The 25,152-nt window shown below is 73.8% G+C and carries 23 protein-coding genes, 3 tRNA genes and 2 pseudogenes; 17 read left to right on the forward strand and 11 right to left on the reverse strand.

Translation table 11 applies throughout. From position 1 onward, the window contains the following. Positions 1–84 precede the first annotated feature (84 nt). A pseudogene (locus tag BJF77_RS13055) lies at positions 85–1,435 on the forward strand (FAD-dependent oxidoreductase). A gap of 117 nt (positions 1,436–1,552) precedes the next feature. On the opposite strand, the gene BJF77_RS13060 reads toward BJF77_RS13055, so the two are convergent. Next, the gene (locus BJF77_RS13060; RefSeq protein WP_053004815.1) at positions 1,553–2,914 is read right to left on the reverse strand and encodes a D-arabinono-1,4-lactone oxidase; all 1,362 of its coding nucleotides are present in this window, start codon (positions 2,912–2,914) and stop codon (positions 1,553–1,555) included. 177 nt (positions 2,915–3,091) lie between these two features. Here BJF77_RS13060 and BJF77_RS22760 point away from each other — a divergent pair. Continuing rightward, a pseudogene (locus BJF77_RS22760) lies at positions 3,092–4,164 on the forward strand (universal stress protein). A 10-nt stretch (positions 4,165–4,174) separates the two neighbouring features. Here the strand turns inward: BJF77_RS22760 and BJF77_RS13070 are convergent. Further along, entirely contained in the window at positions 4,175–4,519 is a 345-nt protein-coding gene (locus tag BJF77_RS13070; protein WP_369821411.1) for a metallopeptidase family protein, read from the reverse strand. Between the two features lie 189 nt (positions 4,520–4,708). On the opposite strand from BJF77_RS13070, the gene BJF77_RS13075 reads away from it, so the two are divergent. From BJF77_RS13075 to BJF77_RS13095, 6 genes are all read left to right on the forward strand, one after another. Next, a tRNA-Glu gene (locus BJF77_RS13075) sits at positions 4,709–4,781 on the forward strand. 80 nt (positions 4,782–4,861) lie between these two features. After that, positions 4,862–4,935, forward strand: a tRNA-Asp gene (locus BJF77_RS13080). A 77-nt stretch (positions 4,936–5,012) separates the two neighbouring features. Then, a tRNA-Phe gene (locus tag BJF77_RS13085) sits at positions 5,013–5,085 on the forward strand. Between the two features lie 105 nt (positions 5,086–5,190). Continuing rightward, entirely contained in the window at positions 5,191–5,652 is a 462-nt protein-coding gene (locus BJF77_RS13090; protein WP_139318576.1) for a hypothetical protein, read from the forward strand. 77 nt (positions 5,653–5,729) lie between these two features. Further along, complete coding sequence (locus tag BJF77_RS20600) at positions 5,730–5,897, forward strand: hypothetical protein (protein WP_158041264.1); 168 nt, start codon at positions 5,730–5,732, stop codon at positions 5,895–5,897. Further along, the gene (locus tag BJF77_RS13095; protein ID WP_047802840.1) at positions 5,894–6,391 is read left to right on the forward strand and encodes a hypothetical protein; all 498 of its coding nucleotides are present in this window, start codon (positions 5,894–5,896) and stop codon (positions 6,389–6,391) included. The genes BJF77_RS20600 and BJF77_RS13095 overlap by 4 nt, the downstream gene beginning before the upstream one ends. Positions 6,392–6,424: 33 nt before the next feature. Here the strand turns inward: BJF77_RS13095 and BJF77_RS13100 are convergent, their stop codons facing one another. After that, the gene (locus BJF77_RS13100; RefSeq protein WP_047802839.1) at positions 6,425–8,131 is read right to left on the reverse strand and encodes a glycoside hydrolase family 13 protein; all 1,707 of its coding nucleotides are present in this window, start codon (positions 8,129–8,131) and stop codon (positions 6,425–6,427) included. A gap of 280 nt (positions 8,132–8,411) precedes the next feature. Between BJF77_RS13100 and BJF77_RS13105 the strand changes: the two genes are divergently transcribed. The 8 genes from BJF77_RS13105 to BJF77_RS13140 all read left to right on the forward strand — a co-directional run bounded on the left by BJF77_RS13105 (position 8,412) and on the right by BJF77_RS13140 (position 16,665). Beyond that, the gene (locus BJF77_RS13105) at positions 8,412–9,935 is read left to right on the forward strand and encodes an ABC transporter substrate-binding protein (RefSeq protein ID WP_139318580.1); all 1,524 of its coding nucleotides are present in this window, start codon (positions 8,412–8,414) and stop codon (positions 9,933–9,935) included. A 52-nt stretch (positions 9,936–9,987) separates the two neighbouring features. Further along, positions 9,988–10,929 (forward strand): ABC transporter permease, encoded by a 942-nt coding sequence (locus tag BJF77_RS13110; protein WP_047802837.1) that lies wholly within the window; start codon positions 9,988–9,990, stop codon positions 10,927–10,929. Beyond that, positions 10,922–11,767 (forward strand): ABC transporter permease, encoded by an 846-nt coding sequence (locus BJF77_RS13115; RefSeq protein WP_075872444.1) that lies wholly within the window; start codon positions 10,922–10,924, stop codon positions 11,765–11,767. The genes BJF77_RS13110 and BJF77_RS13115 overlap by 8 nt, the downstream gene beginning before the upstream one ends. Continuing rightward, entirely contained in the window at positions 11,760–13,391 is a 1,632-nt protein-coding gene (locus BJF77_RS13120; RefSeq protein ID WP_075872445.1) for an ABC transporter ATP-binding protein, read from the forward strand. The genes BJF77_RS13115 and BJF77_RS13120 overlap by 8 nt, the downstream gene beginning before the upstream one ends. Beyond that, the gene (locus BJF77_RS13125; protein ID WP_075872446.1) at positions 13,378–14,652 is read left to right on the forward strand and encodes an MFS transporter; all 1,275 of its coding nucleotides are present in this window, start codon (positions 13,378–13,380) and stop codon (positions 14,650–14,652) included. The genes BJF77_RS13120 and BJF77_RS13125 overlap by 14 nt, the downstream gene beginning before the upstream one ends. A gap of 126 nt (positions 14,653–14,778) precedes the next feature. Continuing rightward, positions 14,779–15,303 carry a hypothetical protein gene (locus BJF77_RS13130; protein ID WP_047802833.1) on the forward strand — a complete coding sequence of 175 codons (525 nt, stop codon included), beginning with the start codon at positions 14,779–14,781 and terminating at the stop codon, positions 15,301–15,303. Positions 15,304–15,535: 232 nt separating this feature from the next. Further along, the gene (locus BJF77_RS13135; protein WP_047802832.1) at positions 15,536–16,057 is read left to right on the forward strand and encodes a hypothetical protein; all 522 of its coding nucleotides are present in this window, start codon (positions 15,536–15,538) and stop codon (positions 16,055–16,057) included. A gap of 167 nt (positions 16,058–16,224) precedes the next feature. Next, on the forward strand, positions 16,225–16,665 hold the full coding sequence (locus BJF77_RS13140; RefSeq protein ID WP_075872447.1) for a hypothetical protein: 441 nt from the start codon (positions 16,225–16,227) through the stop codon (positions 16,663–16,665). Between the two features lie 53 nt (positions 16,666–16,718). On the opposite strand, the gene BJF77_RS13145 is transcribed toward BJF77_RS13140, so the two are convergent. The 3 genes from BJF77_RS13145 to BJF77_RS13155 form a co-directional block, all read right to left on the reverse strand. Then, the gene (locus BJF77_RS13145) at positions 16,719–18,212 is read right to left on the reverse strand and encodes a phospholipase D-like domain-containing protein (RefSeq protein WP_075872448.1); all 1,494 of its coding nucleotides are present in this window, start codon (positions 18,210–18,212) and stop codon (positions 16,719–16,721) included. A gap of 116 nt (positions 18,213–18,328) precedes the next feature. Continuing rightward, complete coding sequence (locus BJF77_RS13150; RefSeq protein WP_075872449.1) at positions 18,329–18,862, reverse strand: hypothetical protein; 534 nt, start codon at positions 18,860–18,862, stop codon at positions 18,329–18,331. A gap of 247 nt (positions 18,863–19,109) precedes the next feature. After that, the gene (locus BJF77_RS13155) at positions 19,110–19,997 is read right to left on the reverse strand and encodes an alpha/beta fold hydrolase (protein WP_053004798.1); all 888 of its coding nucleotides are present in this window, start codon (positions 19,995–19,997) and stop codon (positions 19,110–19,112) included. A gap of 273 nt (positions 19,998–20,270) precedes the next feature. On the opposite strand from BJF77_RS13155, the gene BJF77_RS13160 reads away from it, so the two are divergent. After that, positions 20,271–20,771, forward strand: a complete 501-nt coding sequence (locus BJF77_RS13160; protein ID WP_075872450.1) for a hypothetical protein — start codon at positions 20,271–20,273, stop codon at positions 20,769–20,771. A gap of 31 nt (positions 20,772–20,802) precedes the next feature. Here the strand turns inward: BJF77_RS13160 and BJF77_RS13165 are convergent, their stop codons facing one another. The 5 genes from BJF77_RS13165 to BJF77_RS13185 all read right to left on the reverse strand — a co-directional run bounded on the left by BJF77_RS13165 (position 20,803) and on the right by BJF77_RS13185 (position 25,140). Continuing rightward, positions 20,803–21,372 (reverse strand): hypothetical protein, encoded by a 570-nt coding sequence (locus BJF77_RS13165; protein WP_139318577.1) that lies wholly within the window; start codon positions 21,370–21,372, stop codon positions 20,803–20,805. Between the two features lie 57 nt (positions 21,373–21,429). Next, positions 21,430–21,984 carry a hypothetical protein gene (locus BJF77_RS13170; protein WP_139318578.1) on the reverse strand — a complete coding sequence of 185 codons (555 nt, stop codon included), beginning with the start codon at positions 21,982–21,984 and terminating at the stop codon, positions 21,430–21,432. A gap of 165 nt (positions 21,985–22,149) precedes the next feature. Next, positions 22,150–23,397 carry an MFS transporter gene (locus tag BJF77_RS13175; protein ID WP_075872453.1) on the reverse strand — a complete coding sequence of 416 codons (1,248 nt, stop codon included), beginning with the start codon at positions 23,395–23,397 and terminating at the stop codon, positions 22,150–22,152. A gap of 58 nt (positions 23,398–23,455) precedes the next feature. Beyond that, positions 23,456–24,112 (reverse strand): hypothetical protein, encoded by a 657-nt coding sequence (locus tag BJF77_RS13180; RefSeq protein ID WP_075872454.1) that lies wholly within the window; start codon positions 24,110–24,112, stop codon positions 23,456–23,458. Between the two features lie 221 nt (positions 24,113–24,333). Further along, positions 24,334–25,140, reverse strand: coding sequence for an exodeoxyribonuclease III (locus BJF77_RS13185; protein ID WP_075872455.1), 807 nt, complete (start codon positions 25,138–25,140; stop codon positions 24,334–24,336). Positions 25,141–25,152 lie beyond the last annotated feature (12 nt).

Here is a 25,152-nt window from a genome sequence, read left to right on the forward strand (position 1 = left end):
GGAACCTCAGTGGCTGACACCACCACCCGCCCCCTGCGCGTCGCCGTGATCGGCGCCGGCCCGGCCGGCATCTACGCCGCGGACATGCTCACCAAGTCCGAGCCCGTGAAGAACGGGGAGCTCGAGGTCAGCATCGACCTGTTCGACCGCTACCCGACCCCGTTCGGGCTGATCCGCTACGGGGTGGCCCCCGACCACCCCCGGATCAAGGGCATCATCACCGCGCTGCGCGCGATCCTGGGCCGCGGCGACATCCGCTTCTTCGGCAACGTGGAGTTCGGCCGGGACCTGACCCTCGCCGACTTCGGCGCCCACTACGACGCGGTGATCTTCGCGACCGGTGCCGTCTACGACGCCCCGCTGAACATCCCCGGCAACGACCTCGAGGGCGTCCACGGCGCCGCCGAGTTCGTCGCCTGGTACGACGGGCACCCGGACTTCCCGCGCACCTGGCCGCTCGAGGCGAAGGAGGTCGCGGTCATCGGCAACGGCAACGTGGCCCTCGACGTCGCCCGGGTGCTCTCCAAGCACGCCGACGACATGCTCGTCACCGAGATCCCCGGCAACGTCTACCAGGCCTGAAGGCCTCCCCGGTCACGGACGTGCACATCTTCGGCCGCCGCGGCCCCGCCCAGGTGAAGTTCACCCCGCTGGAGCTGCGCGAGCTCGCCAAGTCGCGCGACGTCGACATCGTCGTCTACGACGAGGACTTCGACTACGACGAGGCTCCGAGCAGGCCATCGCCGAGAACAACCAGGTCAAGGTGATGGTCAAGACCCTCGAGAAGTGGCGGGCCGACGACGCCCCGCAGACCGCCTCCCGGCGCCTGCACCTGCACTTCCTGCAGAGCCCCCGCGAGGTCCTCGGCGAGGACGGCCGGGTCACCGGCCTGCGCATGGAGCGGACCCGGCTCAACGGGGACGGCTCGGTGTCCGGGACCGGCGAGTACGTCGACTACCCGGTGCAGGCCGTCTACCACGCCGTCGGCTACCTGGGCTCCCGGCTGCCGGAGCTGCCCTTCGACGACGGCCGCGGCGTGATCCCCAACGCGGAGGGCCGCGTCCTGGCCGAGAACGGCACGGTGCTGCACGGTCTCTACGCCACCGGGTGGATCAAGCGCGGCCCGGTCGGGCTGATCGGCGCCACCAAGTCCGACGCCCTCGAGACGGTCACCCACCTGCTGGAGGACCGCCCCGTGCTGCCCGGCGCCACCCGCCCCGACCCCGGGTCCGTGAACGAGGTGCTCGAGGCCCGCGGCGTCGAGTACACCACGTGGGAGGGCTGGCTGGCCCTGGACGAGTACGAGCAGGGCCTGGGCCAGTCCTCGCACGACGCCGAGGGCAACCCGCGCGAGCGGGTCAAGGTGGTCGAGCGCGAGGAGATGGTCAGCGTCTCTCGGGAGGGCGTGCCCGAGCCGGTCTCCTCGCCCGTCTGAGCCGGAGCCCAGCACCCCCGGGGCCGCGTCCTGCCCGGCAGGACGCGGCCCCTCGCGCTCCCGGGACGGGAGCAGCCGCTCCGGGCCGCGGCGCCGGCAGAGCGGCGCCCCACCGGGTCAGAGGCCCAGCAGCTCCCGGACGTGGTCGTTGAGGAAGACCCCGTCCGGATCCGCCGCGGCACGGGCGTCGAGGAAGTCCTGGAACCGCGGGTAGACCGCGTGCAGGTAGCCGGCGTCCCGGGTGTGCACGGTGCCCCAGTGCGGGCGTCCGCCGTGGTCCACGAAGACCTCCTCCGCCGCGGCGAAGACCTTCGGGTCGTAGCGCCGCCAGTACTGCCGCAGCGCGATCCAGGCGGTGTCGCGGCCGTGGGCGGGCGCCAGCCAGGCCTCCTCGGCGGCGGAGCAGCGCACGTCCACGGGCAGCGAGAAGGCGTAGCCGCGGCGCTCGACGAGCGTCTGCAGCTCCCGGAAGGCGACCCCCAGCTCCTCCACGGGCAGCGCGTACTCGGTGGAGACGAAGCGGACCCGGCGCGGGACGGTGAACACCCGGAAGGAGAGGTCGCTGTACTGCCGCGGGCTGTTCGTGAGGGCGTCGACCCGGTTGAGCCCGGGCGTGGAGCGCGGCAGCGCCGTGGCCAGCTGGTTCAGCCCGGCGGTGAGGGTGTTGCGCAGCAGGGCGTCGTCGAGCCGGCGCACGGTGCGCGCCACGGGGGAGCCGGGCCGGGTGTAGGAGTCCGGGAGCTTGTGCAGCCGGGTGAGGATGCGGGTCTGGGCGGTGGCCGTGCCCGGCATCCAGTAGAACTCAAAGTGGTCCGACCCGGCCATCCGTGATCCCACGGAGTCCACGAGCTGCCCGAGCGGCTCCCGGATCTCGGCGGCGTGCAGCCGGAAGGCCGGTTCGCAGGCCAGGGTCACGCTCGCGAGGATCCCCAGGGCGCCCAGTCCGGCCCGCGCCGCCTGGAACAGCTCGGGGCGCTGCTCGGCGGAGCACTCCACCAGCTCGCCGCGGGCCGTGACCAGGGTCAGGGCCACCACCTGGGCCGAGAGGGAGCCGAAGGCCAGGCCGGTGCCGTGGGTGCCGGTCGAGACCGCGCCGGCGATCGTCTGCCAGTCGCTGTCCGGCAGGTTGGTCACCGCCAGCCCGTGGGCGTCCAGCTCCTTGTTGAGGGCCCGGATCGTGGTGCCCGCCAGGACCGTGACCCGGTGCTGGTCCGCGTCCACCGCCGTGAGCCCGGTCAGCCCGGTGAGCTCGACCATCACCTCGGGCGCCAGGGGCAGCGCCGAGAAGCTGCAGCCGGAGCCCACGGCGCGCACGCCCAGGCCCCGCTGCGCGGCGGCCGCCACGCCCTGGGCGAGCTCCGCCACCGAGGCCGGGCGCAGGACGTGCTGAGGGGTGACGGCGTGCGTCCTGCCCCACGTGGCCCACTCCGTCGCCCCGGTCTCCCCGGGCAGAGTGTCGGGCGACGAGACCTCGCTCATCGGCGGAACCGTCCTTCCTGGCAGGCGGGTGCACAGTGCGCCCTCATCTTCTCACCCCGGGCGCCGATCGTCCGCCGGCGGGCGCCGGCCGCGGCGCGTCCGCGCGTACCATCGGAGGCGAGGTCCCGGGCCGCGACGGAGCCGTCCGGGCGGAGGCCGCGCACAGGAGGCAGCACCATGACCGACCACCCGTCCCCGGAGCGCGAGGAGCGCCGCGACACCAGCCTGGGGGAGGAGGCCGTCCGCCGGCGCTCCCCGGCCGCCGGAGGGCAGGGCCGCGCCCTGGACGCGACCGGCGAGGTCGTCGTGGGCGTCGACGGCTCCGAGCAGAGCCTGGGCGCCCTGCGCTGGGCGGCGCGGGAGGCCCGCCGCCGCGGCCTGCCCGTCCGGCTGGTCACCGCCTACAGCATGCCCGTGTTCTCGGGCTCCGGGTTCGACACCGGCTACGCCACCGTGGACGAGGCCGCCCTGACCCAGGGCGTCGAGGAGCTGCTGAACCACGCCGCGGACCAGGTCCGCCCCGTGGGGGTGGAGCTGCGCGCCACGGTCGAGACGGGCGACCCCTCCGGCGCCCTGCTCGAGCTCAGCCGCACGGCCGAGCTGATGGTCCTCGGCTCCCGCGGCCGGGGCGGGCTGCTGGGCCGGCTGCTGGGCACCGTCTCCACGGCCGTGCCGGCGCACGCCAAGTGCCCCACCGGGTGGTGCCCCTGCCCTGGTCCCAGGAGCACCTGGGCGCGGAGGAGCTCACCACCGACCGGGCCCTCGTGGACCGCGTGGTCGTCGGCTCGGACGGCTCCACGCAGGCCCGGGCGGCGATGCTCTACGCCGCGGAGGAGGCCCGCCTGCTCGGGGTCCCCCTGACCGTGGTGTGCGCGCTCCCGCCGGTGAGCGGGGCGCTGGCCTGGATGCCCACGGCCGTGGACTTCGAGGTGATGTACGACGACGTCGCCCGGGCCCTGGGCGGCGGGGTGGCCTGGCTCAGGAGCTGGTTCCCGGACCTCGAGATCGGCTCCGAGCTGGCCGACGGCCCACCGGTGCAGGTCCTGGTGGAGCAGACCCGGAAGAACTCCCTCGTGGTGCTCGGCACCCGGGGCCGGGGCGGCTTCGCGGGCATGCTGCTGGGCTCCACCTCGCAGGGGGTGCTGCACAACGCGGCCGGTCCGGTGCTGATCGTCCCGGACCGCTACGACCAGCGGATCGAGACCCGCAAGGACTTCGACTCCGACGACGTCCGCCCCTGGGACGCCTGAGCGGGCCGGGTCAGCCCCAGCCCAGCTCGTGCAGCCGCTCGTCGTCGATGCCGAAGTGGTGGGCGACCTCGTGGATGACGGTCACCGTGATCTCCTCCACGAGCTCCTCCCGCTCGGTGCACATGCGCTGCAGCGGGCCGCGGTAGACGAAGATCCGGTCCGGCAGGGACCCGGCCCCCCAGCCGCCGTCCCGGGCGGTGAGGGGCACGCCCTCGTAGAGGCCGAGCAGGTCCGGCGCGTGCCCGGGCGGTTCCTCCTCGACGAGGATCACCACGTTGTCCATGGCCCGGAAGAGCTCGTCCGGGATGAGGTCGATGGCGTCGTCGACGGCGCCGTCGAACTCCTGGCGGGTCATCTCGATCACGCCCCCTTTCCTACCCCACGCGCGGCCCCGGCGCACGGGGTGCCGGCCGCACGGGTGCCGCCGGGTGCCGGCCCGGACGGCAATTGTGCGAATTCCGGGGGAAGCCCTAAGCTGTACTCGGTTTCACCCGTGCCAGGGTCCTCGGTCCTCGAGGCCGTGGCCGCCGGCGCGGGCGTTCTGGCCCCCATCGTCTAGCGGCCTAGGACACCGCCCTTTCACGGCGGCGGCACGGGTTCGAATCCCGTTGGGGGTACGCGAAGCAGGTGGGCCTCCCACCGATTTGCACAACCGGCGAGGAATGCTGGTAAGATCAATCCTCGTTGGAAACAGCAAGGCCCTGTAGCGCAGTTGGTTAGCGTGCCGCCCTGTCACGGCGGAGGTCGCGGGTTCAAGTCCCGTCAGGGTCGCTCAGGCGGCGTTCACAGCGGAAGAGGTCTTTCCGGGGTGCGACGCCGTCGCGGCATATCCGCCTCGGATGTGCCGGGGCTCTGTAGCTCAGTTGGTAGAGCGTACGACTGAAAATCGTAAGGTCACCGGATCGACGCCGGTCGGAGCCACCGCGGAAGAACCGCCGGTCCCCACGGGGACCGGCGGTTCTTCTCATGTCCGGGGTCCTCGCCGGCTGCCAGCCCGTACCGAGGTTCGCTCCGTATCCTGGAGCCGTGACCCGCCCGCCCCGCCGCTCGAGCGCACCCGGCGCAGTGCTCGCTCCCGCCGTGCTGTGCCTGCTCGCCGTGGCCGGCTGCGGCGTCGGGCAGCAGCAGGGGTTCGTCCTGGAGTCGGTCCCGGGACCGACCACCCCCGCCCCGGTCCCCACCGAGGAGTCCCCGGGCCCGGAGACCTGTTTCGACGTCGCCGGCGCCTACACCTCCCTGATGCTCGTGCCGCTGTCCACCGACGGGCCGCACCCCGGCTTCGACCCCGGCCGGGCGGCCGACTCCGTGCAGGAGCTCGCGCCCGGGATGCCCGCCGACCTCCGGCCGGCCTTCGACTCCGCCGTGGCCGATCTGCGCGCCGCGGGCGACTCGCTGCAGCCGGTCGAGGTCGCCGACCTGCAGCGCACGCTCGCTCCGGTCGACGACTGGCTGCAGCGGCGCTGCGGCGAGTCCGCCCCCGCCCACTGACCGGCCCAACTGATCAGCTTCCTGCCTATACTGGCCGCGGGCCGCCCGGGCCGGGTGCCCGAACGGAGGGAGCGACCATGAGCGAGCAGCAGCGGGAGCACGGACCGGGGCAGCAGCCGGGGCGGGAACCGGAGCGCGGAACGGTCGAGGACCAGCGCGAGGACGGCGTGGTCGTCGAGCCGGGCGGCGAACTGGACCGCGATCTGGCGCGACAGGGCCTCGAGGACGAGGAGGACCGGGCATGACCGCCGCCTCCCGTCCGGACCTGCTGCTGCGCGCGGCCGGGATCGGCGCCGCGGCCGGCGTGGTCGGCGCCGCCGGGATGGTGCTGGGGGAGAAGGCCGAGCAGGCCCTCACCCGGCGCCCGAACTCCTACGTCCCCGGCCGTGCCCTGCTGACCCTGCTGGGGCGGCCCCCGGGCGACGACGAGCGGCCCCGGGGCTGGAACTCCGTGATGCACTACGGCACCGGGGCCGCCCTGGGTGCGCTGCGCGGCGTCTGGTCGGTCACGGGCATCCGCGGCGGGTCCGCGAGCGCGTGGCACACCGTGGTCCGGCTCGCCGTCGACCAGACGGTGGAGAACGCGACCGGGGTGGGCGCCCCGCCGGCGTCCTGGCCGGTCCAGGAGCTGACCGTCGACGTCCTGCACAAGGCGGTCTACTCGGTGCTGACCGGGGCGCTGGCCGACCGGCTGCTCGCCCCCGTGCTCGCCTCGGGCCGGGGCCGCACCAGCCACTGACCCGCCGCTCACCAGCCACTGACCCGCCGCGGGTCAGGCCGTCAGGCGCACCCACACCGCCCGCTCGGGCCGCAGCGCGCCGTCGGCCACGGCGTCCTCCCGGCTGGCCACGAGCAGCTCTCCGGCGGGCAGCGGCACCGGGGCCCCGCCCAGGTTCGCCGCCACCAGCACCCGCTGCCCGGCCTCGGTGGTGCGCACGAAGGCGAGCAGGCCCGTCGCGGCGTCGTGCGCCTCGTGCCAGGCGAACGCGCCCCGGCCCAGGCCGAGCTCCCGGCGCAGGGCGATGGCGGCGCGGTACAGCGAGTGCGTGGACCCCGGGACGCCCACCTGGCGGTCCGCCGCCAGCTCCGCGAAGGCCTCCGGCTGCGGCAGCCACGGCTCGGGGCCGAAGCCGTGGCCGGGCTCCCCGGCGGCCCAGGGCAGCGGCACGCGGCATCCGTCGCGGCCGATCTCCTCGCCCCCGGTGCGGGCGAACGCCGGGTCCTGCCGCAGCTCCGCGGGCAGCCCCGTGTGGTCGGGCAGGCCCAGCTCGTCCCCCTGGTACAGGTAGGCGGAGCCCGGCAGCGCGAGCTCCACCAGGGCGGCGGCACGGCCCCGGGCCAGGCCCTGGTCGTGGTCCGGCTGCTCGCTCCCCGCGTCGATCCCCTTGGGGTAGGCGACCGGGTCCGAGAGCCCGAAGCGGGAGACGTGCCGGACCGTGTCGTGGTTGGAGAGCACCCAGGTGGTGGGCGCCCCGACCTTCGCGGACTCGGCCAGCGAGTCCCCGATCGCCCGGGAGAGCCGCGCCCAGTCCCATCCGGCCACCAGGAAGTCGAAGTTGAAGGCCTGGTGCATCTCGTCGGAGCGCACGTACATGGCCAGCCGGTGGGCCGGCTCGACCCACGCCTCGGCCACCATCATCCGGTCGCCGTCGTACTCGGCGAGCACCCGGTGCCAGTCGCGGTAGACCTCGTGCACGCCGTCCTGGTCGAAGTAGGGGCTGCCGGTGCTCATGGGGGTGTCCGGCTCGTCGTGCTCCCGCGCGTCGTGCTCGCCCTCGACCATGTGCACCTGGTGGTCCCAGTCCGGCAGGCCCTCGGCCTTGACCAGCCCGTGGGCCACGTCCACGCGGAAGCCGTCCGCGCCGCGGTCCAGCCAGAAGCGGAGCACGGAGCGGAACTCCTCCCACACCTCCGGGTTCTCCCAGTTGAGGTCCGGCTGGGTGCTGTCGAACAGGTGCAGGTACCACTGCCCGTCCGGCAGCCGGGTCCACGCCTCACCGCCGAACACGGAGCGCCAGTTGTTGGGCGGCAGCTCGCCGTGCTCGCCCCGGCCCTCCCGGAACATGTAGCGCTCCCGCTCGGGGCTGCCGGGCCCGGCCGCCACGGCCGCCCGGAACCACTCGTGCTCGCTGGAGGTGTGGTTGGGCACGAGGTCCACGATGAGCCGCATGCCCAGCTCGGCCATCCGGGCGCGCATCCGGTCGAAGTCCTCGAGCGTGCCGAACCGGGGATCGATGTCCCGGTAGTCGGAGACGTCGTAGCCGGCGTCGTGCTGGGGGGAGACGTAGAAGGGGGACAGCCACAGGGCGTCCACGCCCAGGTCCGCCAGGTAGTCCAGCCGGTCGATGATGCCCGGGAGGTCACCCATGCCGTCACCGTTGCCGTCGTTGAAGGAGCGCGGATAGATCTGGTAGATCACCGCGGAGCGCCACCACTCCCCGGCGGTGGTCGTGCGGGGCGTCTCGGCCTGCTGCGTCATGGAGCTCCTCGGGGTCGTCCGGTCGGGGGATGTCCGTGCCCCACTGTGCCAGGCCGCCGGTGCGGTGTCAGCACGGACGCGCCGGTGCCCATAGCACATCCGTGGCGGCCGGTGAAACCGGAGCTGTTTCATGACGGAACCCCGTGCCCGACTGGACCCGACGGTTAGGTTCCCCTAACCTGCCTCCGGGGGTTTTACCGAACTCTTCCGTGTCCTTATTCTCTGCCGCCCCCGGGCGGCGACCTGAGGTGGTCCCGTGCGCTCTCCGCTCCGGTCCGCGATGCCCGTCGGGCTCGTGGCTCTTCTCACTCTGTCGGGCTGCGGCTTCAGCGGCGAGGAAGGTGGCAGCACCCAGGCCGCCGACCGCGATCAGCGGATCGTGGTGGACAACTTCCGCGCCCCGGTCGCGGACTGGGCGCTGGAGAGCGACGCCGCCTACATCCTCTCCCTGTCCGGGTGCCTCGAGACCCTGACCCGCTACGACGAGGCGGCGGGCGAGATCGTGCCGGCGCTGGCCACGGAGTGGGAGCAGGTCTCGCCCCTGGAGTGGGAGTTCACCCTCCGGGAGGGCGTGCAGTTCCAGGACGGCACCGCGCTGACCGCCGACGCGGTCGTGACCTCGCTGCGCGCCGTCCTCGACGCCGAGGTCCCGGCCCGCGCCTTCAGCCCCGCCGTGGTCAGCGGCGTGGAGGCCGTCGACGAGCGCACCGTGCGGATCACCACCCCGGCCGAGAGCCCGCTGGTCCCGTACCGCCTGGCGAGCGTCAACACCGGGGTGCTGGCCCCGGCGGCCTTCGAGGGCGGGTCGGTGGATCCCTTCGGGCACTGCACCGGGCCGTTCACCCCGGTGTCGGAGAAGCCCAAGCAGTCCCTGACCGTGGACCGCAACGAGGACTACTGGGGCGGAGAGGTCCAGCTGGCCGGCGCCGAGGTCCGGTTCATCACCGACGGGGCGACCCGCGCCACGCAGGTCCAGACGGGGGAGGCGGACGTCTCCCTCTCCATCCCGGCGGCCAACGTCGCCGCGCTGGAGGCCGACCCCGCCGTCGAGGTGCTCCAGGCCGAGTCCCCGCGCACCGCGACCCTGTACATGAACAACGGCCGGGCACCGTTCGACGACGTCGACTTCCGCAAGGCCGTCCGCTCGGCCCTGGACCTGGACGCCCTGGCGGCCAGCGTCTACGAGGGGGCGGCCCTCCCGGCGACCGGGCCCTTCGCGTCCTCCGAGCCCTGGGCGATCGAGGGCGCCGAGGCCCCGCAGCAGGACGTCGACGCCGCGAAGGAGCTGCTGGCCGCCGCCGGCTACACCGCGGAGCGGCCGCTGGAGATCATCGCCATCGTGGAGCGGGCCGAGTTCGCCGACGTGGCCACCGTCATCCAGGAGAACCTCAAGAGCGTCGGGGTCCCCGTGACCATCACGACCAAGGAGTACGCCGCCGTGGAGCCGGACCTGCTGTCCGGGGACTACGACATGGTGCTGAGCCAGCGCAACCGGCTGATCGACATCGCCGACCCCATCGGCTTCCTCACCGCCGACTACACCTGCGAGGGCACGTACAACCTCAGCCACTTCTGCGACGAGGAGTACGACCGGCTCGTGGAGGAGGCCGCCGGCACCGCCGACACCGCGCAGCGCTACGAGCTGTACGCCCGGGCCGGAGAGATCCTCGAGGAGCAGGCCGTGAACGTGTGGCTGGTCAACGAGCAGGCCGTCGACGCGGTCCGTGCCGATCTGCAGAACCACCGGCAGGACCCGCTGTCCCGGTACGTGCTGCGCGCGGAGACGAGCAAGCCCGCCTCGTGAGCACCGCCGGCAGCACCAGGACCCCGGGACGAGCGGAAGGACGGGACCGCGCGTGACGGCCTTCCTCGCCCGGCGGGCGGCGACCCTGGGGATCACCGTCCTGCTCGCGTCCTTCGTGGTGTTCCTCATCCCCTACGTGACGCCGGGGGACCCGGTGCGCAAGATCATCCGGTCCCGGGTGGCCGGAGAGGTGATCGACGACTCCGTCGCCCAGGCCCTGGCGGCCGACCTGGGACTCCAGGACCCCCTGATGGTGCAGTACCTGCGGTGGCTGGGCCGGCTGCTCGGCGGCGACATGGGGCTGTCCTACGCGAGCCGCACCCCGGTGGTCGAGCAGGTGCTGCCCGCCCTGGGAATCACACTGAGCCTCGTGGTGATGACCCTGGCGGTGGCCGCGGCGGTCTCGGTGGTCCTGGGCGTCATCGCGGCGCTGCAGGAGGGCCGGGCCGCCGACCGGATCATCACCACGGTCACCCAGGCGTTCATCGCCGTGCCGGAGTACTGGCTCGCCCCGGTGCTCGTGCTCGTGTTCGCCCTCAACCTGTCGCTGCTGCCCTCCGCCGGGTGGTCGGGGCCCTCCTCCGCGGTCCTGCCGGTGGCCGTCCTCGCGCTGCGGCCGACGAGCTACTTCACCTCCGCCGTGCGCGAAGGAGTCCTCGACGCGCTGGGCGCCGAGCACGTCGTCGCCGCCCGGGCCCGCGGCCTCGGACGGTTCCGGACGCTCCGGCGGCACGTGCTCCCCAACGGGCTGCTGCCCCTGACCACGCTGGTGGCCGTCTGGTTCGCCGGGCTGCTGGGCGGATCCGTCATCGTGGAGGTCGTCTTCGCCATTCCCGGCATGGGACGGCTGCTCTACGACGCGGTGCGCAACAGCGACATCCCCCTGGCGCAGGGCGGTGTGGTCGTCGTCGTGGGCCTGGCCGTCGCGCTGACCACCGCCGCCGACCTGGTCCACGGCCTGCTCAACCCCCGGGTCAGGGGGCGCCGTGCGTGAGCGCCGCTCCCTCGTGTGGGCCGCCTCGGCGGTCCTGGTCCTCGTCGTGCTCGCCGTGGCCCTCGCGCCCTGGCTCGCGCCCCACCCGCCGGCCGCGCAGGACCTCACGGCCCGGCTGGCCCCGCCGAGCGCCGCCCACTGGCTGGGCACCGACCACCTGGGCCGGGACACGCTGAGCCGGCTGCTCGACGGCGGGCGGTTCTCCCTGACCGTCGCCGCGCTGGCCACGCTGCTCACCGCCGTGACGGGCACCGTCATCGGGGTGCTCAGCGCCCGGCGCCGGGGCTGGCTGGACGAGGTGTTCACCCGGACCAGCGACGTCCTGCTGGCCCTGCCGGAGATGGTCGTGGCCCTGTTCCTGGTGGCCGTGCTCGGTCCCGGGCACCTGTCCCTGCTGCTGGCCCTGACCGTGACCGGCTGGACACCGTTCGCCCGGCTGGCCCGGGCGCTGACGTACGACGTCTCCGCGCGCGGCTTCGTGGAGGCCGCCCGGGTCCTCGGCTGCTCGCCCTCCTTCGTCGTGCTGCGCCACGTCCTTCCCCACCTGGCGGGGCCGCTGCTCGGGCAGGCCACCCTGCGCTTCGGGCAGTTCCTGATCACCGTGGGGGCCCTGTCCTACCTGGGCCTGGGGGTGCAGCCCCCGCAGTCGGACTGGGGGGCGATGCTGGCCGCCGCCCAGCCGTACGCGGCCCGGTCCCCGTTGACGATCCTCGCCCCCGGGCTCGTCGTCTTCGTCGTCGCCCTGTGCGTCACCCTCGTCGGCCAGCGCCTGGCCCGGGCGACGAGCACCCGCATGGTGCTCTCCTCCGCGCCCTCCCGGACGGTGCCGGATGCCTGAGGGGCTGAGCGTCGAGCAGCTGCACGTCAGCCGGCGGGGGCCCTCCGGAGCCCCGCGGCCGGTGCTGTCCGGGGTCGACCTCGCGGTGGCGCCGGGGGAGTTCGTGGCCCTGGTCGGCGCCTCCGGCAGCGGCAAGACGATGACGGCCATGTCCGTCCTGGGCCTGCTGCCCCCGCAGGTCCAGCTCGACGCCGGATCGATCCGGCTGGGCGGGACCGACCTCGCCCGGGCGGGCGAGGCCGAGCTGGACAGCGTCCGCGGCGGGCGGATCGGCATGCTGTACCAGCAGCCCAAGCGGATGTTCAATCCCCGCCGGACGGTCCTCCAGCACCTGCGGGAACCCCTGCGGCTGCACGGCGGGCTCCGGGGCGGGGCGGCCCGGGAGCGGGCGCTCGAGCTCCTGTCCGAGGTGGGGTTCCGGGACCCGGAGTCCTGCGCCCGCGCGCACCCCCACCAGCTCTCCGGGGGCATGGCCCAGCGGGCCATGGTGGCCCTCGCCCTCGCCGGCCGGCCGGAGGTGCTGCTCGCGGACGAGCCGACCTCCGCCCTGGACACGGTCCTCGAGCGGCAGATCCTCGAGCTGATCGACCGGGAGCGGCGCGACCGCGGGCTGGGGGTGCTCTACATCAGCCACAACCTGGCCACCGTCTCCGCCTACGCGGACCGCGTGGTGGTGCTGGACGCCGGGCGCGTCGTCGAGGCGGGCCCGGCCGGAACCGTGCTCAACCGTCCCCGCAGCGCGTGCACCCGGGCCCTGCTGGAGGCGGCGGCCCTCACCCCCGCCGACACGCCGCCCCCCGCCGCGGGCACGGGCGCGGGCGCCGCGCTGGCGCTGGAACGGGTCACCAAGACCTTCGGCACGGGCCGGCGCCGCGGACGCCCTGCCGTGGAGCAGGTCACGCTCGAGCTGCGGGACCGGGAGATCCTCGGGGTCCTGGGCCAGTCCGGCTCCGGGAAGAGCACCCTGGCCCGCCTGGCCGTCGGGCTGGAGGCCCCCGACGCCGGACGCGTCACCGGGGCCCCGGGAGCGCCGGGAAGTGCCGGTCCGGTGCGCACGGGCGTGCAGCTGGTCTTCCAGGAACCGCACGACTCCTTCGACCCCCGCATGCGGCTGCGCACCAGCCTGGAGGCCCCCCTGCGGCAGCACCGGGACCTCCCCGCGGAGGAGCGGGAGGCCCGTCTCCTGGACGCGGTGCGCGAGGTGGAGCTCGACCCGGAGCTGCTGGAACGGTATCCCGGCCAGTGCTCGGGCGGGCAGCTGCAGCGGCTCACCATCGCCCGGGCCCTGCTGCTGGAACCGACCGTGCTCATCTGCGACGAGGCCACCTCGGCCCTGGACGCTGCGACCCAGCGCACCGTCCTGGACCTGCTGCTGCGGCTGCACCGGGACCGGGCACTGTCGCTGATCATGATCTCCCACGACCTGGGCGTCATCCGCTACATGAGCCACCGGGTCGCGGTGCTCCACCACGGAACCCTGGTCGAGCTCGCGCCGACCCGCGAGTTCTTCGCCGCGCCGCGCCACGAGCACAGCCGGCAGCTGGTGGCGGCGGCCCTGCCCCGGGTGTGCGCGATCCTGGACCACCACACCCTGCCGCCGGAGCACCGCGATGTCCCCGCCTGACCACCGGCCCGAGACGCGCACCCTGCTCGGGGCCCAGCTGGTGTTCAACATCGGCTTCTACGCCGTCATCCCCTTCCTCGCCGGCGCCATGGGCACCGAGTACGGACTGGACGCCGCCGCGATCGGGCTGGTGCTCGGGGCCCGCACCTTCAGCCAGCAGGGCATGTTCCTGTTCGGCGGTCTGCTGGCCGACCGCTGGGGCCCCCGCCGGGCCATCCTCACCGGCTGCCTGGTGCGCATCCTGGGCTACGCCACCCTGGCGGCGGCCTCGGACTTCCCCCTCTTCCTGCTCGGCGCGGTCCTCACCGGCGCCGGGGGCGCACTGTTCTCGCCCGCGCTGGAGTCCCAGCTCTCCCACGCCGACCGGCCGCCGGCCGGCGGCGCCGAGGGCGCGGGCCGGCGGTCGGTGTTCGTGTGGCTGGCGATCACCGGCGAGCTGGGCGCGGTGCTGGGTCCCGTGCTGGGCACCGCCCTGCTGGGCTGGGGGTTCGACGCGGCCCTGGGCGCCGGGATCGCGGTGTTCGCTCTCGTGACCGTCCTGCTGTGGTTCCGCCTGCCCGCCGCACCTGCCGCGCCGGCCCGGGGCGCGGGGGGCCCCGGGCCCGCCCTGGGATGCCTGCGCAACCGGCGCTTCGTCCTGTTCTGTCTGTTCGCGGGCACGAACATGCTGGCCTACAACCAGCTCTACTTCACCGTCCCGGTCGAGCTGGACCGGCGCGGCCTCGACCCGGCCTGGCTCGGGGCACTGTTCCTGCTGGCCTCGGTGCTGACCCTGCTCCTGCAGCTGCCGGTCTCGGGGCTGGGCCGGCGGCTCGGGCCCGGGCGCGCCCTGTCCGCCGGCTTCCTGGTGGTGGCCGCCGCGTTCGCCGTGGCCGCCCTCACCTCGGTGCCCCCGGGTGCGCAGGAGAGCTCCGTGCTGCCGGTCATGGGCGCGGTCGCGGTGCTGATCCTGGGCCACATGCTCCTCACCCCCACGATCCTGTCCCTCATTCCGGTCTTCCTCCCGGACCCGGGGGCCCGCGCCGGACGAGGCGCCTACTACGGGCTGGCCGCCACCTGCGGCGGCGTCGCCGTGCTCGTGGGCAACGCCGGGCTCGGGATCCTGCTCGAGCTCACCGCCCGCCACCACTGGTGGCCCGGCACACCATGGATCCCCCTGTCCCTGCTCGCGCTCCTGGCCGCCGCGGCGCTGCCGGTCGTGCTGCGCCGCCCCGGCGGCGACCGGACCCGGGCCGAGGCGCCGTCCCGCACCGCCCCCTGAGCCCGGCCGGTCACGGACCCGGCCGGCGGTTCCTCCGGCCGGTGCCGGTGGGTGAGGATGGGAACGGACGGGGCGACGCCGTGCCTGCCCGGCCGGAGGGATCCCGCCCGAGCGAGGAGGACTGCCATGCCCGTCCACAGGACACACCGCACGAGACGACTGGTCGCCGCGTCGGCGCTGACACTGGCGGCCGCGACCGGCTGCACCGGCGGCGAGGAGCCCGAGCCGGGCGGCGGCACCCCGGCCCAGCAGGAGACGCCCGGAGCGCAGGAGACACCGTCCCCGGCCGGCGCCGCCGAGACCACGGGAGGCCTGGCCTACGACGGCCCGTACGACGAGCAGTTCGTCGCGGAGCTGCCCGACCACGCCGGGCAGCAGGTCCGGCTCACCGGGACGATCGGGGACTTCGTCCGTTCCCGCTCCGCCTACGTGCTCACGGGCCCGGCGGGAACGGATCCCCTGCTGGTCAGCGCCCGGTACACGGCCCCGGACGTCGCGGAGGGCTCCACGGTGGAGGTGACCGGCACGCTCCGGGAGGACTTCGAACCCCCCGTCGCCGAGGAGGCGGCCGCGGACGACGAGTCCGGCTTCTACGCGGAGCACGCGGGGGAGGCCTATCTGGACGAGGCGACGGTCGACCCCGCGCCCTAGGCCTCCCGCGGAGCCTCGGGGCTCCCGCCGAGAACGCGCCGGTCATCACGAGCGGGTCACGATCTGCGCAGAGGGTTCCCGGCAGGAGCCCGGAAGGCCCGGTGAAGGTCGGCGGACATCGCTTTCCTGCTGGTCCGGGGCCGGACCGGCTTCTTACGGTCGAGGAGCAGCACACCCGGGGACCCGGCGGCCCACCGCCCCGGCGACCGGGATCGACACGAGGAGGACCACCATGGGAACACACAGCACGCGCACCACCCGCACGCTCGCCGCAGGGCTGTTCGCCGTCGCCGGGCTCGGTCTGGCCGGATGCGGCTCGGAGGGCCCGGAGACCGGCACCGACGTCGAGGACGTCACGGACGGGGAGGTCGTGGAGAGCTCCGCGGCGGCCACCGAGGACGCCGGGGCGATGGCCCTGGCCTACGAAGGGGACTACAACCAGGACTTCTACGACGAGGTCACCACCTACACGGGTCAGCAGGTGACGCTCTCGGCCGAGGTGAGCGAGACCATCTCGCCCGATGCGTTCGCCATCGCCGGTGCGGTGGATCCGCTGCTGATCGTCGAGGAGCAGGAGATCCCCCCGCTCGACGACGGCCAGGTGGTCCAGGTCACCGGCACCGTGCAGGAGGGCTTCGACGTCGCCGGTGTGGAGCAGGAGCTCGGCGTCGATCTGGAGGACGAGGCGTTCACCGAGTTCGAGGGCGAGCCCTACATCATGGCCACCAGCGGGGAGGTCATCGAACAGGAGTGAGGAACGGCCGGCCGGGACGTCCGGTCCCGTGCGAGCACGCGACGGCACGGGGCCCGACGCGGTCGTCCGGGAACGCCCCGCTCCCCGGGCGGGCCCGGCGGCCGGACCTCGGCCGGCACCAGGCCACCCGGCACACCCCCGTCACGGGAGCATCGAGGAGGACACTGATGACCCATCGCACCCTGACCCACCGCCCCCTGATCCACCGCACCCTGCCTCTGGCCGCCGCCGGTGTGGCCGGGGCCCTGCTGCTGACCGGATGCCAGGACGAGACCCGGCTGACCCAGCTGGACCAGTCCCAGGTCTCCACCGAGGAACTGGTCGGGGAGGAGATCACCCTGACCAACGAGGTGGAGGGCGTCTACGGCGAGGAGTTCCTGACCATGGGCGACGAACAGACCGTCGTCTTCGTGACGGACATGCCGGCCGAGCTGAGTCCCGGCGACGAGGTCGAGGCCACCGGCACCGTGGCCTCCGGTGACCTGTTCAGCGAGCCCGGGGACCGGGAGCGGCTCTACCAGCTCACCGACGAGGAGAACGCCAACTACCTCGTCAACCGCGAGGCGGAGCCCTACCTCACCGACGCCACCGTCACCGTCGTCGAGTAGGACGGTCGAGCAGGACGGTCGAGCAGCCCGCCGCCCTGCGGGGCGTTCCCGTGCTACTGCAGGGCGGAGGTGAGCCGGGCGGTGTTGTCGGCGTACTTCTGGTACCAGGGCCGGGCCAGCCAGTCCGCCAGCCGGAGTTCGTGGCTGTGCTCCCGGTACCCGGCCACGACCTCGTCCATCCGGTCCACGAACTGCTCCCCGGCGACCAGGAGGTTGACCTCGTGGTCGAGCACGAAGGAGCGGATGTCCATGTTCGAGGACCCCACCACCGCGGTGTCGGCGTCGATGAGCACGAACTTGGCGTGCAGCACCCAGGGCGCCTGGTAGAGGTGGATCCGGATCCCGTCGCGGATCAGCTGCTCGTAGAAGGAGCGCTGGGCGTGGTGGGTGAGCACGTGGTTGGAGGTCTCCCCCATGTACAGCTCCACCTCGACCCCGCGGGCCACCGCGGTGCGCAGGGAGTTGTACATCGAGTCCTCGGGCACGAAGTAGGGGCTGCACACCGTGATTCGCCGCCGGGCGGTGGCGAAGAGGTGGTTGAACAGCTGCAGGTTCGACTCCTGGCCCAGCCCCGGCCCCGAGGGCAGCACCTGACAGACCAGCTCCCCCGGTGGGTCTGCGTCCGGGGCCGGGCCGGTGCCCGGGACCCTCTGGTCGGTGTCCAGGATCATGTCGTCGGTCTCGCAGTACCAGTCGGTGGCGAAGACCGCGTCCAGGTGCCCCACCGCCGGGCCCTGGATCCGGGTCATCAGCCCGATCCACTGCAGGCCCTGCCGCTGGTTCTTCTTCTTGTTGTAGGAGCGGTCGATCACGTTCTGCGACCCGGTGAACGCCACCGTCCCGTCGAGCACCAGGATCTTGCGGTGGTTGCGCAGGTCCGGGCGCTGGTACTGCCCCCGCCACGGGCGCACCGGCAGCATCCGCCGCCAGTCGATCCCGGCCGCCTCCAACCGGCGCACCAGCTCTTTGTAGCCCGGGTAGCCGGCGGCGCCGAGATGGTCCACGAGCACCCGTACGGTCACCCCACGGGCGCGGGCGGCCTCCAGGGCCGCGATCACCGGTTCGGTGCTGGCATCGGCCACGGCGATGTAGAACTGGAAGTGCACATAGCGCCGGGCCCCCCGGATCCCCTCGGCCATGGCGGCCAGCGCGGTGTCGTAGTCGTCGAGGATCTCGATCCGGTGCCCGCCGGCCACCGGGAACGCGCCGTGGTGCTGGTTCAGCCGCACGGTCTCGGCCAGCCGGTCCGGCATCTCCTGCACCTCCCGGTCGCCCGTGCCGGGGCCGTGCGCGTCGACCAGCCCGGCCGCCTCTCGCTGTTTGTCCTTCCGGGCCTGGGGCAGATCCGCCCGCCCCAGCACCAGGAACACCAGCCCGCCCAGGATCGGGAAGAAGAAGATCACCAGCAACCACCCCCAGGCTGCCGAGGGCCGCCGGTTGTGCGGGATCGTGCCCAGCGCCAGCAGCCGGATCACCAGATCCACGGCGAAGAACACCACCGCCGCCCACGGCGGCACCGCGTTCCACAACAGGTGAGGAAGGTCCATGGGCTGGTGCCTCCGGGTCGTCGGGACGGGGCGTGGAGGGGCCGGCCGGGGCGGCCCGGCACGTGGACGGCCCGGCGTCGTCAGCCGTGCGGCTGCGGACCCCGGGCCGTGGCGACCTACTGCTCCGGCAGCAGCCGGACGGAGCTGGCCTCGACGTAGGGCTGCTGCTCGTGGTCCTGGTAGAGCTCGTCGGTGAAGTCCTCCTGGGCCTGGTCGTCCAGGGTCGAGGGGTCGAAGGACTGCTGGACCGTGCCGACGACCTCCACGACCTGGCCCTCCTCGACGTCGACCCGGTCCATGTCGTAGAGCACCAGGAGCGGGTCCACGGTGTTCTCCGCCGCGCCGGCGATCACCAGGCCGTCGTCACCGATGACGTCGTCGACCTCGGCGGAGAGCGTGACCTGCTGTCCGACGTAGGTCTCCCGCTCGTCGTGGAAGTCCTGGTCGTAGGTGCCGGCGAAGGTGTCCCCGGTGGTCGGGCCGTTCTCCGGGGCGGGGGAGGACTCCAGGACCTTTCCCTCGCTGACGTCCTCGACATCGGTGCCGGTCTCGGGTCCTTCGGTGCTGCACCCGGCCAGACCCAGCCCCGCGGCGGCGGCGAGTGCGGCGGCGGCGGTGCGGGCGGGGGAACGGCGTTCACGGACGGTCATGGGGTGCCTCCTGGTGTGCTGCGACGGGCCCGGCCGGCGGAGCCGGGGCGCAGGAAACGGACGATGGACCGACCGACCGTAAGCACACTGAAGTGATCCTTTCAACAGCCGGGATGCCCTGGAGCAGGGCACGGGCGGAACCGTGACCGGTCCGTGACGGTCTGTGGTGGGACCTCACCGGCAGCGTTGCGGTGGTGCCCAGACTCGGCCGCGGCCGTGCCGGCCGGCGGCGGGACCGGGCGGGACCTCACCCGCTCACCGGACCGGGCGCGGGCCGCACGCGCTCGACCCAGCGGGCGACCTGCTCGGCGACCAGCTCGGGGCGGGTCAGGGGCAGCATGTGCCCCTCCTCCGGCAGGCGCAGGAGCTCTCCGTCCGGCAGCGCGTCCAGGAGCCTGCGCAGTTCGTCCTCGGACACCTCCGGGTCCGCGCTGCCGTGGATGACGAGCGTGGGCACCGTCAGGTCCGGGGCCATCCGGCTGCCGTCGTGGCTGACGCTGGCCAGCGTGGTCCGGGTCAGCGCGCGGGGCCTGCTGTTGAGGAAGTCCTGCCGGACCCTCTCGACCAGGTCGCGCGGGGCGTCGGAGGTGAAGGCGAACCGGCGGACCAGCCGATCGGACAGGTTCTCGAGGGAGCGGATCCGCTTGCCCGCCAGCACGCCGGTGCGCAGCGCCTTCATCCAAGCCAGGCGCAGGCCCGCCTGCACCGGCCGCGGGAGCCCGCGGGCAGGGAAGCCGGGGAAGGTGACGGTGGATCCGCCGGAGCCGGCGAACACCGCGCCGGCCACCCGCTCGTTGCCGCAGTGGTGGGCGCGGGCGACCACGATGCCCCCACCGAGGCTGTTGCCGACCACGACGGCCGCCGCGCCCGCGTCGACGACTTCGCCCAGAACCGCGTCGAGGTCCTTGGCATGGGCCTCCATGGTGTAGTCGCCGCTGCGGGCGTCGCCGCTCTGGGCGTGCCCGCGCAGGTCGTAGGACACCACGCGGTGGCCGGCCGCGAGCAGGTCCGGCACCCGCCCCCACGAGTCGCTGGACAGGCCGAGGCCGTGCACCAGCACGACCATCGGCGCCCCCTCGCGCCCCCAGGTGGTCAACGCCAGCCGGGTCCCGTCGAAAGACGTCACGTCGCTCATCGCGCCACTGCTCCTCGGGTCGGTGCGGGCCCCCTCGCCCGCCGTCCTGTCCCACCCTAGGCGCGCAGGGTCGGCCCAGGGCAAGGGGAAGCGGACGAGAGCAGGGTGCACCGGCCCTGGACATCACGATCAGGTCACAGGACGCCCCACGGCCACCCGAAGTCCGCCTTCGGCCTTGCCGGGGTCCGGCCGTGCTCCCTAGCGTGGGGAACCCGAGACCGGCGGCCACCGCAGGTGACGTCGGTGTCTCCCACCGATGACCGGAGGTGCGCCATGACGAACCGCGACCGAGGCTCCACCCGTGTGCTGACCGCGACGCTGGCTGCGGTGACCGCCCTGGCGGTGTCCGGGTGCAACCGGGACGACCCGATCCCGGCCGACGGGGAGTTCATGGGCAATCCCACCCCGTACGGCGCAGGCACCCCGACGGAGGAGAACCGGGTCGTCTACGAGGGCGAGTACAACCAGGAGTTCATCGACGAGGCGACCAACTATGTGGGGCAACAGGTCACGATCTCCGGGGAGGTGAGCCGGACGCTGTCACCCGAGACGTTCGCGATCGCCGGGCCGGCCGACCCGATGCTGATCGTGGAGGAGCAGGAGATCCCCCCGGTCGACGACGGTGAGCTCGTGGAGCTCACCGGCACGATGCGGGCGAACTTCTCGGTGTCCGAGGTCGAGGAGCAGCTCGGCGTGGACCTGGACGACGAGCTGTACACCGACTTCGAGGGCGAGAACTACCTCATGGCCGCCCAGGGGCGGGTCGGCGAGTAGGACCGTGCGGCCCGGCCGGGGCGCGGGCGGTTCAGCTTCCGGTCCGGCGCCGGGCCCAGCGGAGCACGAGGATCCCGGCGACCAGGGAGCCGCACATCCCGGCGAACAGGTCCACGACCGTGTCCGTGTAGCCCACCAGCATGCCGGCCGGACTGATCTGCTCCACGACCCACTCGTAGTACTCCCACAGCACCGCGGCGGTCGTGCCGACGAGACCCACCCACAGCACCGGGGCCCACCCGCGGACCGCCGCCCCGGTCTCGCGGGCCTCGGGCAGCAGGCGGGCGTCCACCAGCAGGAAGTAGGCCACCGCCGCCAGACTGCCGGGGGTCAGGACGTGGACGACCGTGTCGAAGTGCGGGATCTGGGCGTACCAGTGCTGCACCGAGCCCCACATCGCCAGCAGCACCAGGACCGCGAAGGCCGCCACGAAGCCGGTGGGCACCTTCGCCCGCCGGGTCAGCAGCAGCACCACCGTCACCGCCGCGAAGCGCAGCATCCCGTCCCAGCGCTGCATCAGGCCCAGCCCCACGGCGCTGGTCACGGCCGCGGCCACCGCCACGCCGAACACCCACGATCCCGTTCTGTTTCTCGTTGTCATCCGTTAACGCTATGGCCCCGGACCCCGGGACCGCCAACACCGGTCCCGGCGCACGGGTCAGCCGGCCGCGTCGCCCTCGGTCGGTCCGGTGCCCGCCGCGTCGGTCGCCTCCACGTCGGTCGCCTCCACGTAGGGCTCCCCGTCGTAGTGGGCGATCTCCTCCACTCCGGGGGTCGCCCGGAGGTCCTCCTCCGCGGCCGGTGCGTTGTAGGCCTCCCGGTAGGTCCCCGTCACCTCCACCAGGTCCCCGGTGTCCAGGCCGGAGGTGTCCTCGTCGAAGTTCACGACCAGCAGCGGCTCCGCATCCGACTCCTCCGTGCCCGTGATGGTGAAGGCCACCGGCGAGACGACCTCCTCCACCTGGGCGGTGAGTGTCACGTCCGCGTCCACGAGGGTGGCCGCGTCCTCGACGAAGGCCTCGTCGTAGGGCCCGGAGTAGGTCCCGGGGTCCTCACCGGCCGGCTCCTGCTGCGCCTCCCCGACGTCGTCGCCGGACTGGTCCCCGGACGTCCCGCAGGCCGTCACACCCAGGGCCGTGAACGACAGCGCCGCGGCGGCCGCCGTGCTCCGTGCCCACTGCCGCGTCCGCATCCACCGGTGCTTCTCGTCCATGGCCTGGTCCCCTCCGTCGGTGTGCCGGTGCTCCGGGAGCACGGGCCGCGGCGGTCGTTGCCGCCGGCTCCCGGCCTCCACCGGACTCAGCCTACGGGGGCGGCAGGCTCCGGAACACCCGTCGGGCCGGGGCTCCGGGCGGTGCTGTGGGAGCGAGCCGGAGCGTCACGACCCCCGGGGCGGGGACAGCTCGTCGTCGACCCAGCGCGGCGCGGCGGCGGTCCACCCGGCCGCGACCAGCACCAGGCCGGTGCCCATCAGCAGGACCAGGGGGACCGTCCAGCTGCCGGTGGCCTCGTGCAGGGCGCCCACGGCGAAGGGGCCGGCCGCGGCCAGCAGGTAGCCCACCGGCTGGATGAACCCGGAGAGCCGTGCGGTGATCCGGGGATCGCGGGTGCGGGCGGTGAGCAGGGCCAGGGCGGTGGGGAAGGCGAAGCCCCCGACCCCCAGCAGCAGGGCCCAGACCCAGGGGGCCGTGGCGGGCGCGAGCATCAGCCCGAGGTAGCCGGTGACCATGCAGGCCCCCAGGCCGGCGATCCAGCGCCGCAGGTGCGGGGAGCCGGCCACGAGCAGGGGCATGAGCAGACCGCCCGGAATCCCCATGGCGGCGATCAGGGCCATCATCAGCCCGGCCCGCGCCTGGTCCAGGCCGCCGTCACGGTAGATCTGTGCCACCCAGCCGAACTGGACGTAGGCGTGCATCGACTGGATCCCGAAGTACACGCACAGGGCCACGGCGGTGCGGGACCGGACGATCGCCGCCCCCGGACCCCCGGGCAGCGCCCGGGACGGGGCCGTGGCCGCCTCGCGCCGGTCCCGGACGGCCACCAGCAGCCAGGGGAGCAGCGCCACCACGGCCATCAGGCCCCACAGGCCGAGGGCCGCCCGCCAGCCCTCGGGGCCCCGGGCGGTCAGCGGCCCGGCCGCCAGCAGCGGCAGGGTGGCGCCCACGGCCAGGCCGGTCGTGTAGACGGAGTTCAGCGCGGCGGTGCGCCGGCCGCCGTGGCGCTTGATGAAGGCCGGCACCAGGATGTTGCCCACGGCCATGCCGGAGAAGCCGAGGACCGTCAGGGCCAGGAACACCGGCACCGAGCCGGTGACCGCCCGCCCCAGCAGCCCGGCGGCGACCAGGGCGAGGCCGACGGTGACGGCGCCGCTGATCCCCGTCCGGCGGGACAGGGCGGCTGCCCCCGCCCCGGCCACCGCGAAGGTGAGACCGGGCAGGGCGGTGAGCACCCCGGCCATCGTGGGGCTCAGGCCGAGGCCCTGCTGGACCTCGGCCAGGACCGGGCCCACGGACGTGGCGCCGGGACGGAGGTTCACCGCGACCAGCACGACCGCGGCCACCACCAGCCATCGCGGGACGCGGGCAGGAGCGGGGAAACGGTCCGGGGGCGGGGTGGGCTGGTTCACCGGCCAGTTCTACCACGCGGGCCGCCCGCCCCCGGACCGGCGGTCGCCGCCGCGGGGCTCAGCTGGCGCTCTCCAGGTGGGCCAGGGGCAGCCAGCGGTGCATGAGCCGGCGGAAGGCCACGGCGGCGCCGTTGGCGTCCCGGGCCGCGAGCAGCTCCACGGCGTCCTGGAAGTCCTGCGGGCTCTCGTCCGGCTGGAACGGGTCCGCGATCGCCCCGTAGTGCAGGACCACCAGCGAGTTGGCGGAGAACGCGCCGAGCCACCGGCCGAGGTGCGTCAGGTCGTCGGCGAGCTCCTCCAGGTCCTCGCCCCCGGCGTCCTCGACCACCTGCGCCGCGTGCGCCACCCGCAGGGTCGCGGTGTCGACCGGCACGGCGCACCGGTGGACGCGGTTGCCGTGGTGGAAGCTCTCGGTGTGGTCCTCCGGGGTGAACAGCGCGAACCACGCCATGGGCACCGTGAACGCCGACTGGCGGGTGTGGACGGGCACGAAGTGCTCCCGGGTGACCTGGTCGCCGGCGGCCCGGACCACGTCCTCGGGAATGAGTAGGTTCGGCAGCGGCTGGCCGCCCTCCTCCTCGGCCAGCGCCACGAGGCGCAGCGAGCGCCGCAGCCGCTGCGGCGGGTGGTACACGGGGAAGTCCCCGACCCCGGCGGCGAGCATGTCCCGGCCCCGGGGCGCCGCCGAGAACGGCAGGGTCCACAGGGGCTCCACCGCGGGCGGCAGCGCTCCTCGCCCGGCTCGGCCAGGCGGGCGAGCTGCTCGGTGAGCTCGTTCACCCCGGCCTCCTCGGGCGGCAGCGCCCGGGGCAGCAGCGGCGCGTACACGGCGTCGAGCTCCTCCGCGGGCACGTAGACGCGGAGGGCGAACTGGTGGGGGATCCCCGTGGCCGAGCGGAACGTCCGGCCGACCTGCAGCAGCTGGGCCACGGCGGCTCAGGCGATCTCGACGACGACGGGGGCGTGGTCCGAGGCGCCCTTGCCCTTGCGCTCCTCGCGGTCGATCACCGCGTCGGTGACCCGGGCGGCCAGGGCGGGGGAGTACAGCTGGAAGTCGATGCGCATGCCCTCCTTCTTGGGGAAGCGCAGGCCCTTGTAGTCCCAGTAGGTGTAGACGCCCGGACCGGGCAGCCGGGGGCGGACCACGTCCTGGTAGCCGGCCTCCTCGAGGAAGGCGCGGAAGGCGGCGCGCTCGGGCTCGCTGACGTGGGTCAGGCCGTTGTCCAGGAAGAACTGCAGGTCCCAGACGTCCTCGTCCAGCGGGGCGACGTTCCAGTCGCCCACGAGGGCGACCTGTGCCGTGGCGTCCTCCTCGACCCACTGGCGGGCGTGCTCCTTGAGCACGCGCAGCCACTCCAGCTTGTACGGCATGTGGGGGTCGTCCAGGCCGCGGCCGTTGGGGACGTAGAGGGACCACACACGGACCCCGTTGCACGTGGCGCCGATCGCGCGCGCCTCCTGCACCGGGTCCTCGCCGGGCTTGCCGAAGGCCGGCTGGTCCGGGAAGGCGCGCTCGACGTCGTCGAGGCCCACCCGCGAGGCGATCGCCACGCCGTTCCACTGGCTCAGGCCGAAGTGGGCGACGTCGTAGCCCATGAACTCGAAGAGCTCCCACGGGAAGTTCTCGTCCTTGGCCTTGGTCTCCTGGATGGCCAGGACGTCCACGTCGGAGCGCTGCAGCCAGGCCTCCACGCGGTCGGCGCGGGCGCGGACGGAGTTCACGTTCCAGGTGGCGATCTTCATGGTCCCCACGTT

This window comes from Kocuria sp. CNJ-770 (genome assembly GCF_001942375.1).
Taxonomy (GTDB): Bacteria; Actinomycetota; Actinomycetes; order Actinomycetales; family Micrococcaceae; genus Kocuria; species Kocuria oceani.

Coding starts and splice junctions, on each gene's coding strand:
- BJF77_RS13060 (WP_053004815.1), bottom strand. CDS start 2,914: ATGAGCGAGGTCTCGTCGCCCGACACTCTGCCCGGGGAGACCGGGGCG.
- BJF77_RS13070 (WP_369821411.1), bottom strand. CDS start 4,519: ATGACCCGCCAGGAGTTCGACGGCGCCGTCGACGACGCCATCGACCTC.
- BJF77_RS20600 (WP_158041264.1), top strand. CDS start 5,730: ATGAGCGAGCAGCAGCGGGAGCACGGACCGGGGCAGCAGCCGGGGCGG.
- BJF77_RS13095 (WP_047802840.1), top strand. CDS start 5,894: ATGACCGCCGCCTCCCGTCCGGACCTGCTGCTGCGCGCGGCCGGGATC.
- BJF77_RS13100 (WP_047802839.1), bottom strand. CDS start 8,131: ATGACGCAGCAGGCCGAGACGCCCCGCACGACCACCGCCGGGGAGTGG.
- BJF77_RS13105 (WP_139318580.1), top strand. CDS start 8,412: ATGCCCGTCGGGCTCGTGGCTCTTCTCACTCTGTCGGGCTGCGGCTTC.
- BJF77_RS13120 (WP_075872445.1), top strand. CDS start 11,760: ATGCCTGAGGGGCTGAGCGTCGAGCAGCTGCACGTCAGCCGGCGGGGG.
- BJF77_RS13125 (WP_075872446.1), top strand. CDS start 13,378: ATGTCCCCGCCTGACCACCGGCCCGAGACGCGCACCCTGCTCGGGGCC.
- BJF77_RS13130 (WP_047802833.1), top strand. CDS start 14,779: ATGCCCGTCCACAGGACACACCGCACGAGACGACTGGTCGCCGCGTCG.
- BJF77_RS13135 (WP_047802832.1), top strand. CDS start 15,536: ATGGGAACACACAGCACGCGCACCACCCGCACGCTCGCCGCAGGGCTG.
- BJF77_RS13140 (WP_075872447.1), top strand. CDS start 16,225: ATGACCCATCGCACCCTGACCCACCGCCCCCTGATCCACCGCACCCTG.
- BJF77_RS13145 (WP_075872448.1), bottom strand. CDS start 18,212: ATGGACCTTCCTCACCTGTTGTGGAACGCGGTGCCGCCGTGGGCGGCG.
- BJF77_RS13150 (WP_075872449.1), bottom strand. CDS start 18,862: ATGACCGTCCGTGAACGCCGTTCCCCCGCCCGCACCGCCGCCGCCGCA.
- BJF77_RS13155 (WP_053004798.1), bottom strand. CDS start 19,997: ATGAGCGACGTGACGTCTTTCGACGGGACCCGGCTGGCGTTGACCACC.
- BJF77_RS13160 (WP_075872450.1), top strand. CDS start 20,271: ATGACGAACCGCGACCGAGGCTCCACCCGTGTGCTGACCGCGACGCTG.
- BJF77_RS13165 (WP_139318577.1), bottom strand. CDS start 21,372: ATGACAACGAGAAACAGAACGGGATCGTGGGTGTTCGGCGTGGCGGTG.
- BJF77_RS13170 (WP_139318578.1), bottom strand. CDS start 21,984: ATGGACGAGAAGCACCGGTGGATGCGGACGCGGCAGTGGGCACGGAGC.
- BJF77_RS13185 (WP_075872455.1), bottom strand. CDS start 25,140: ATGAAGATCGCCACCTGGAACGTGAACTCCGTCCGCGCCCGCGCCGAC.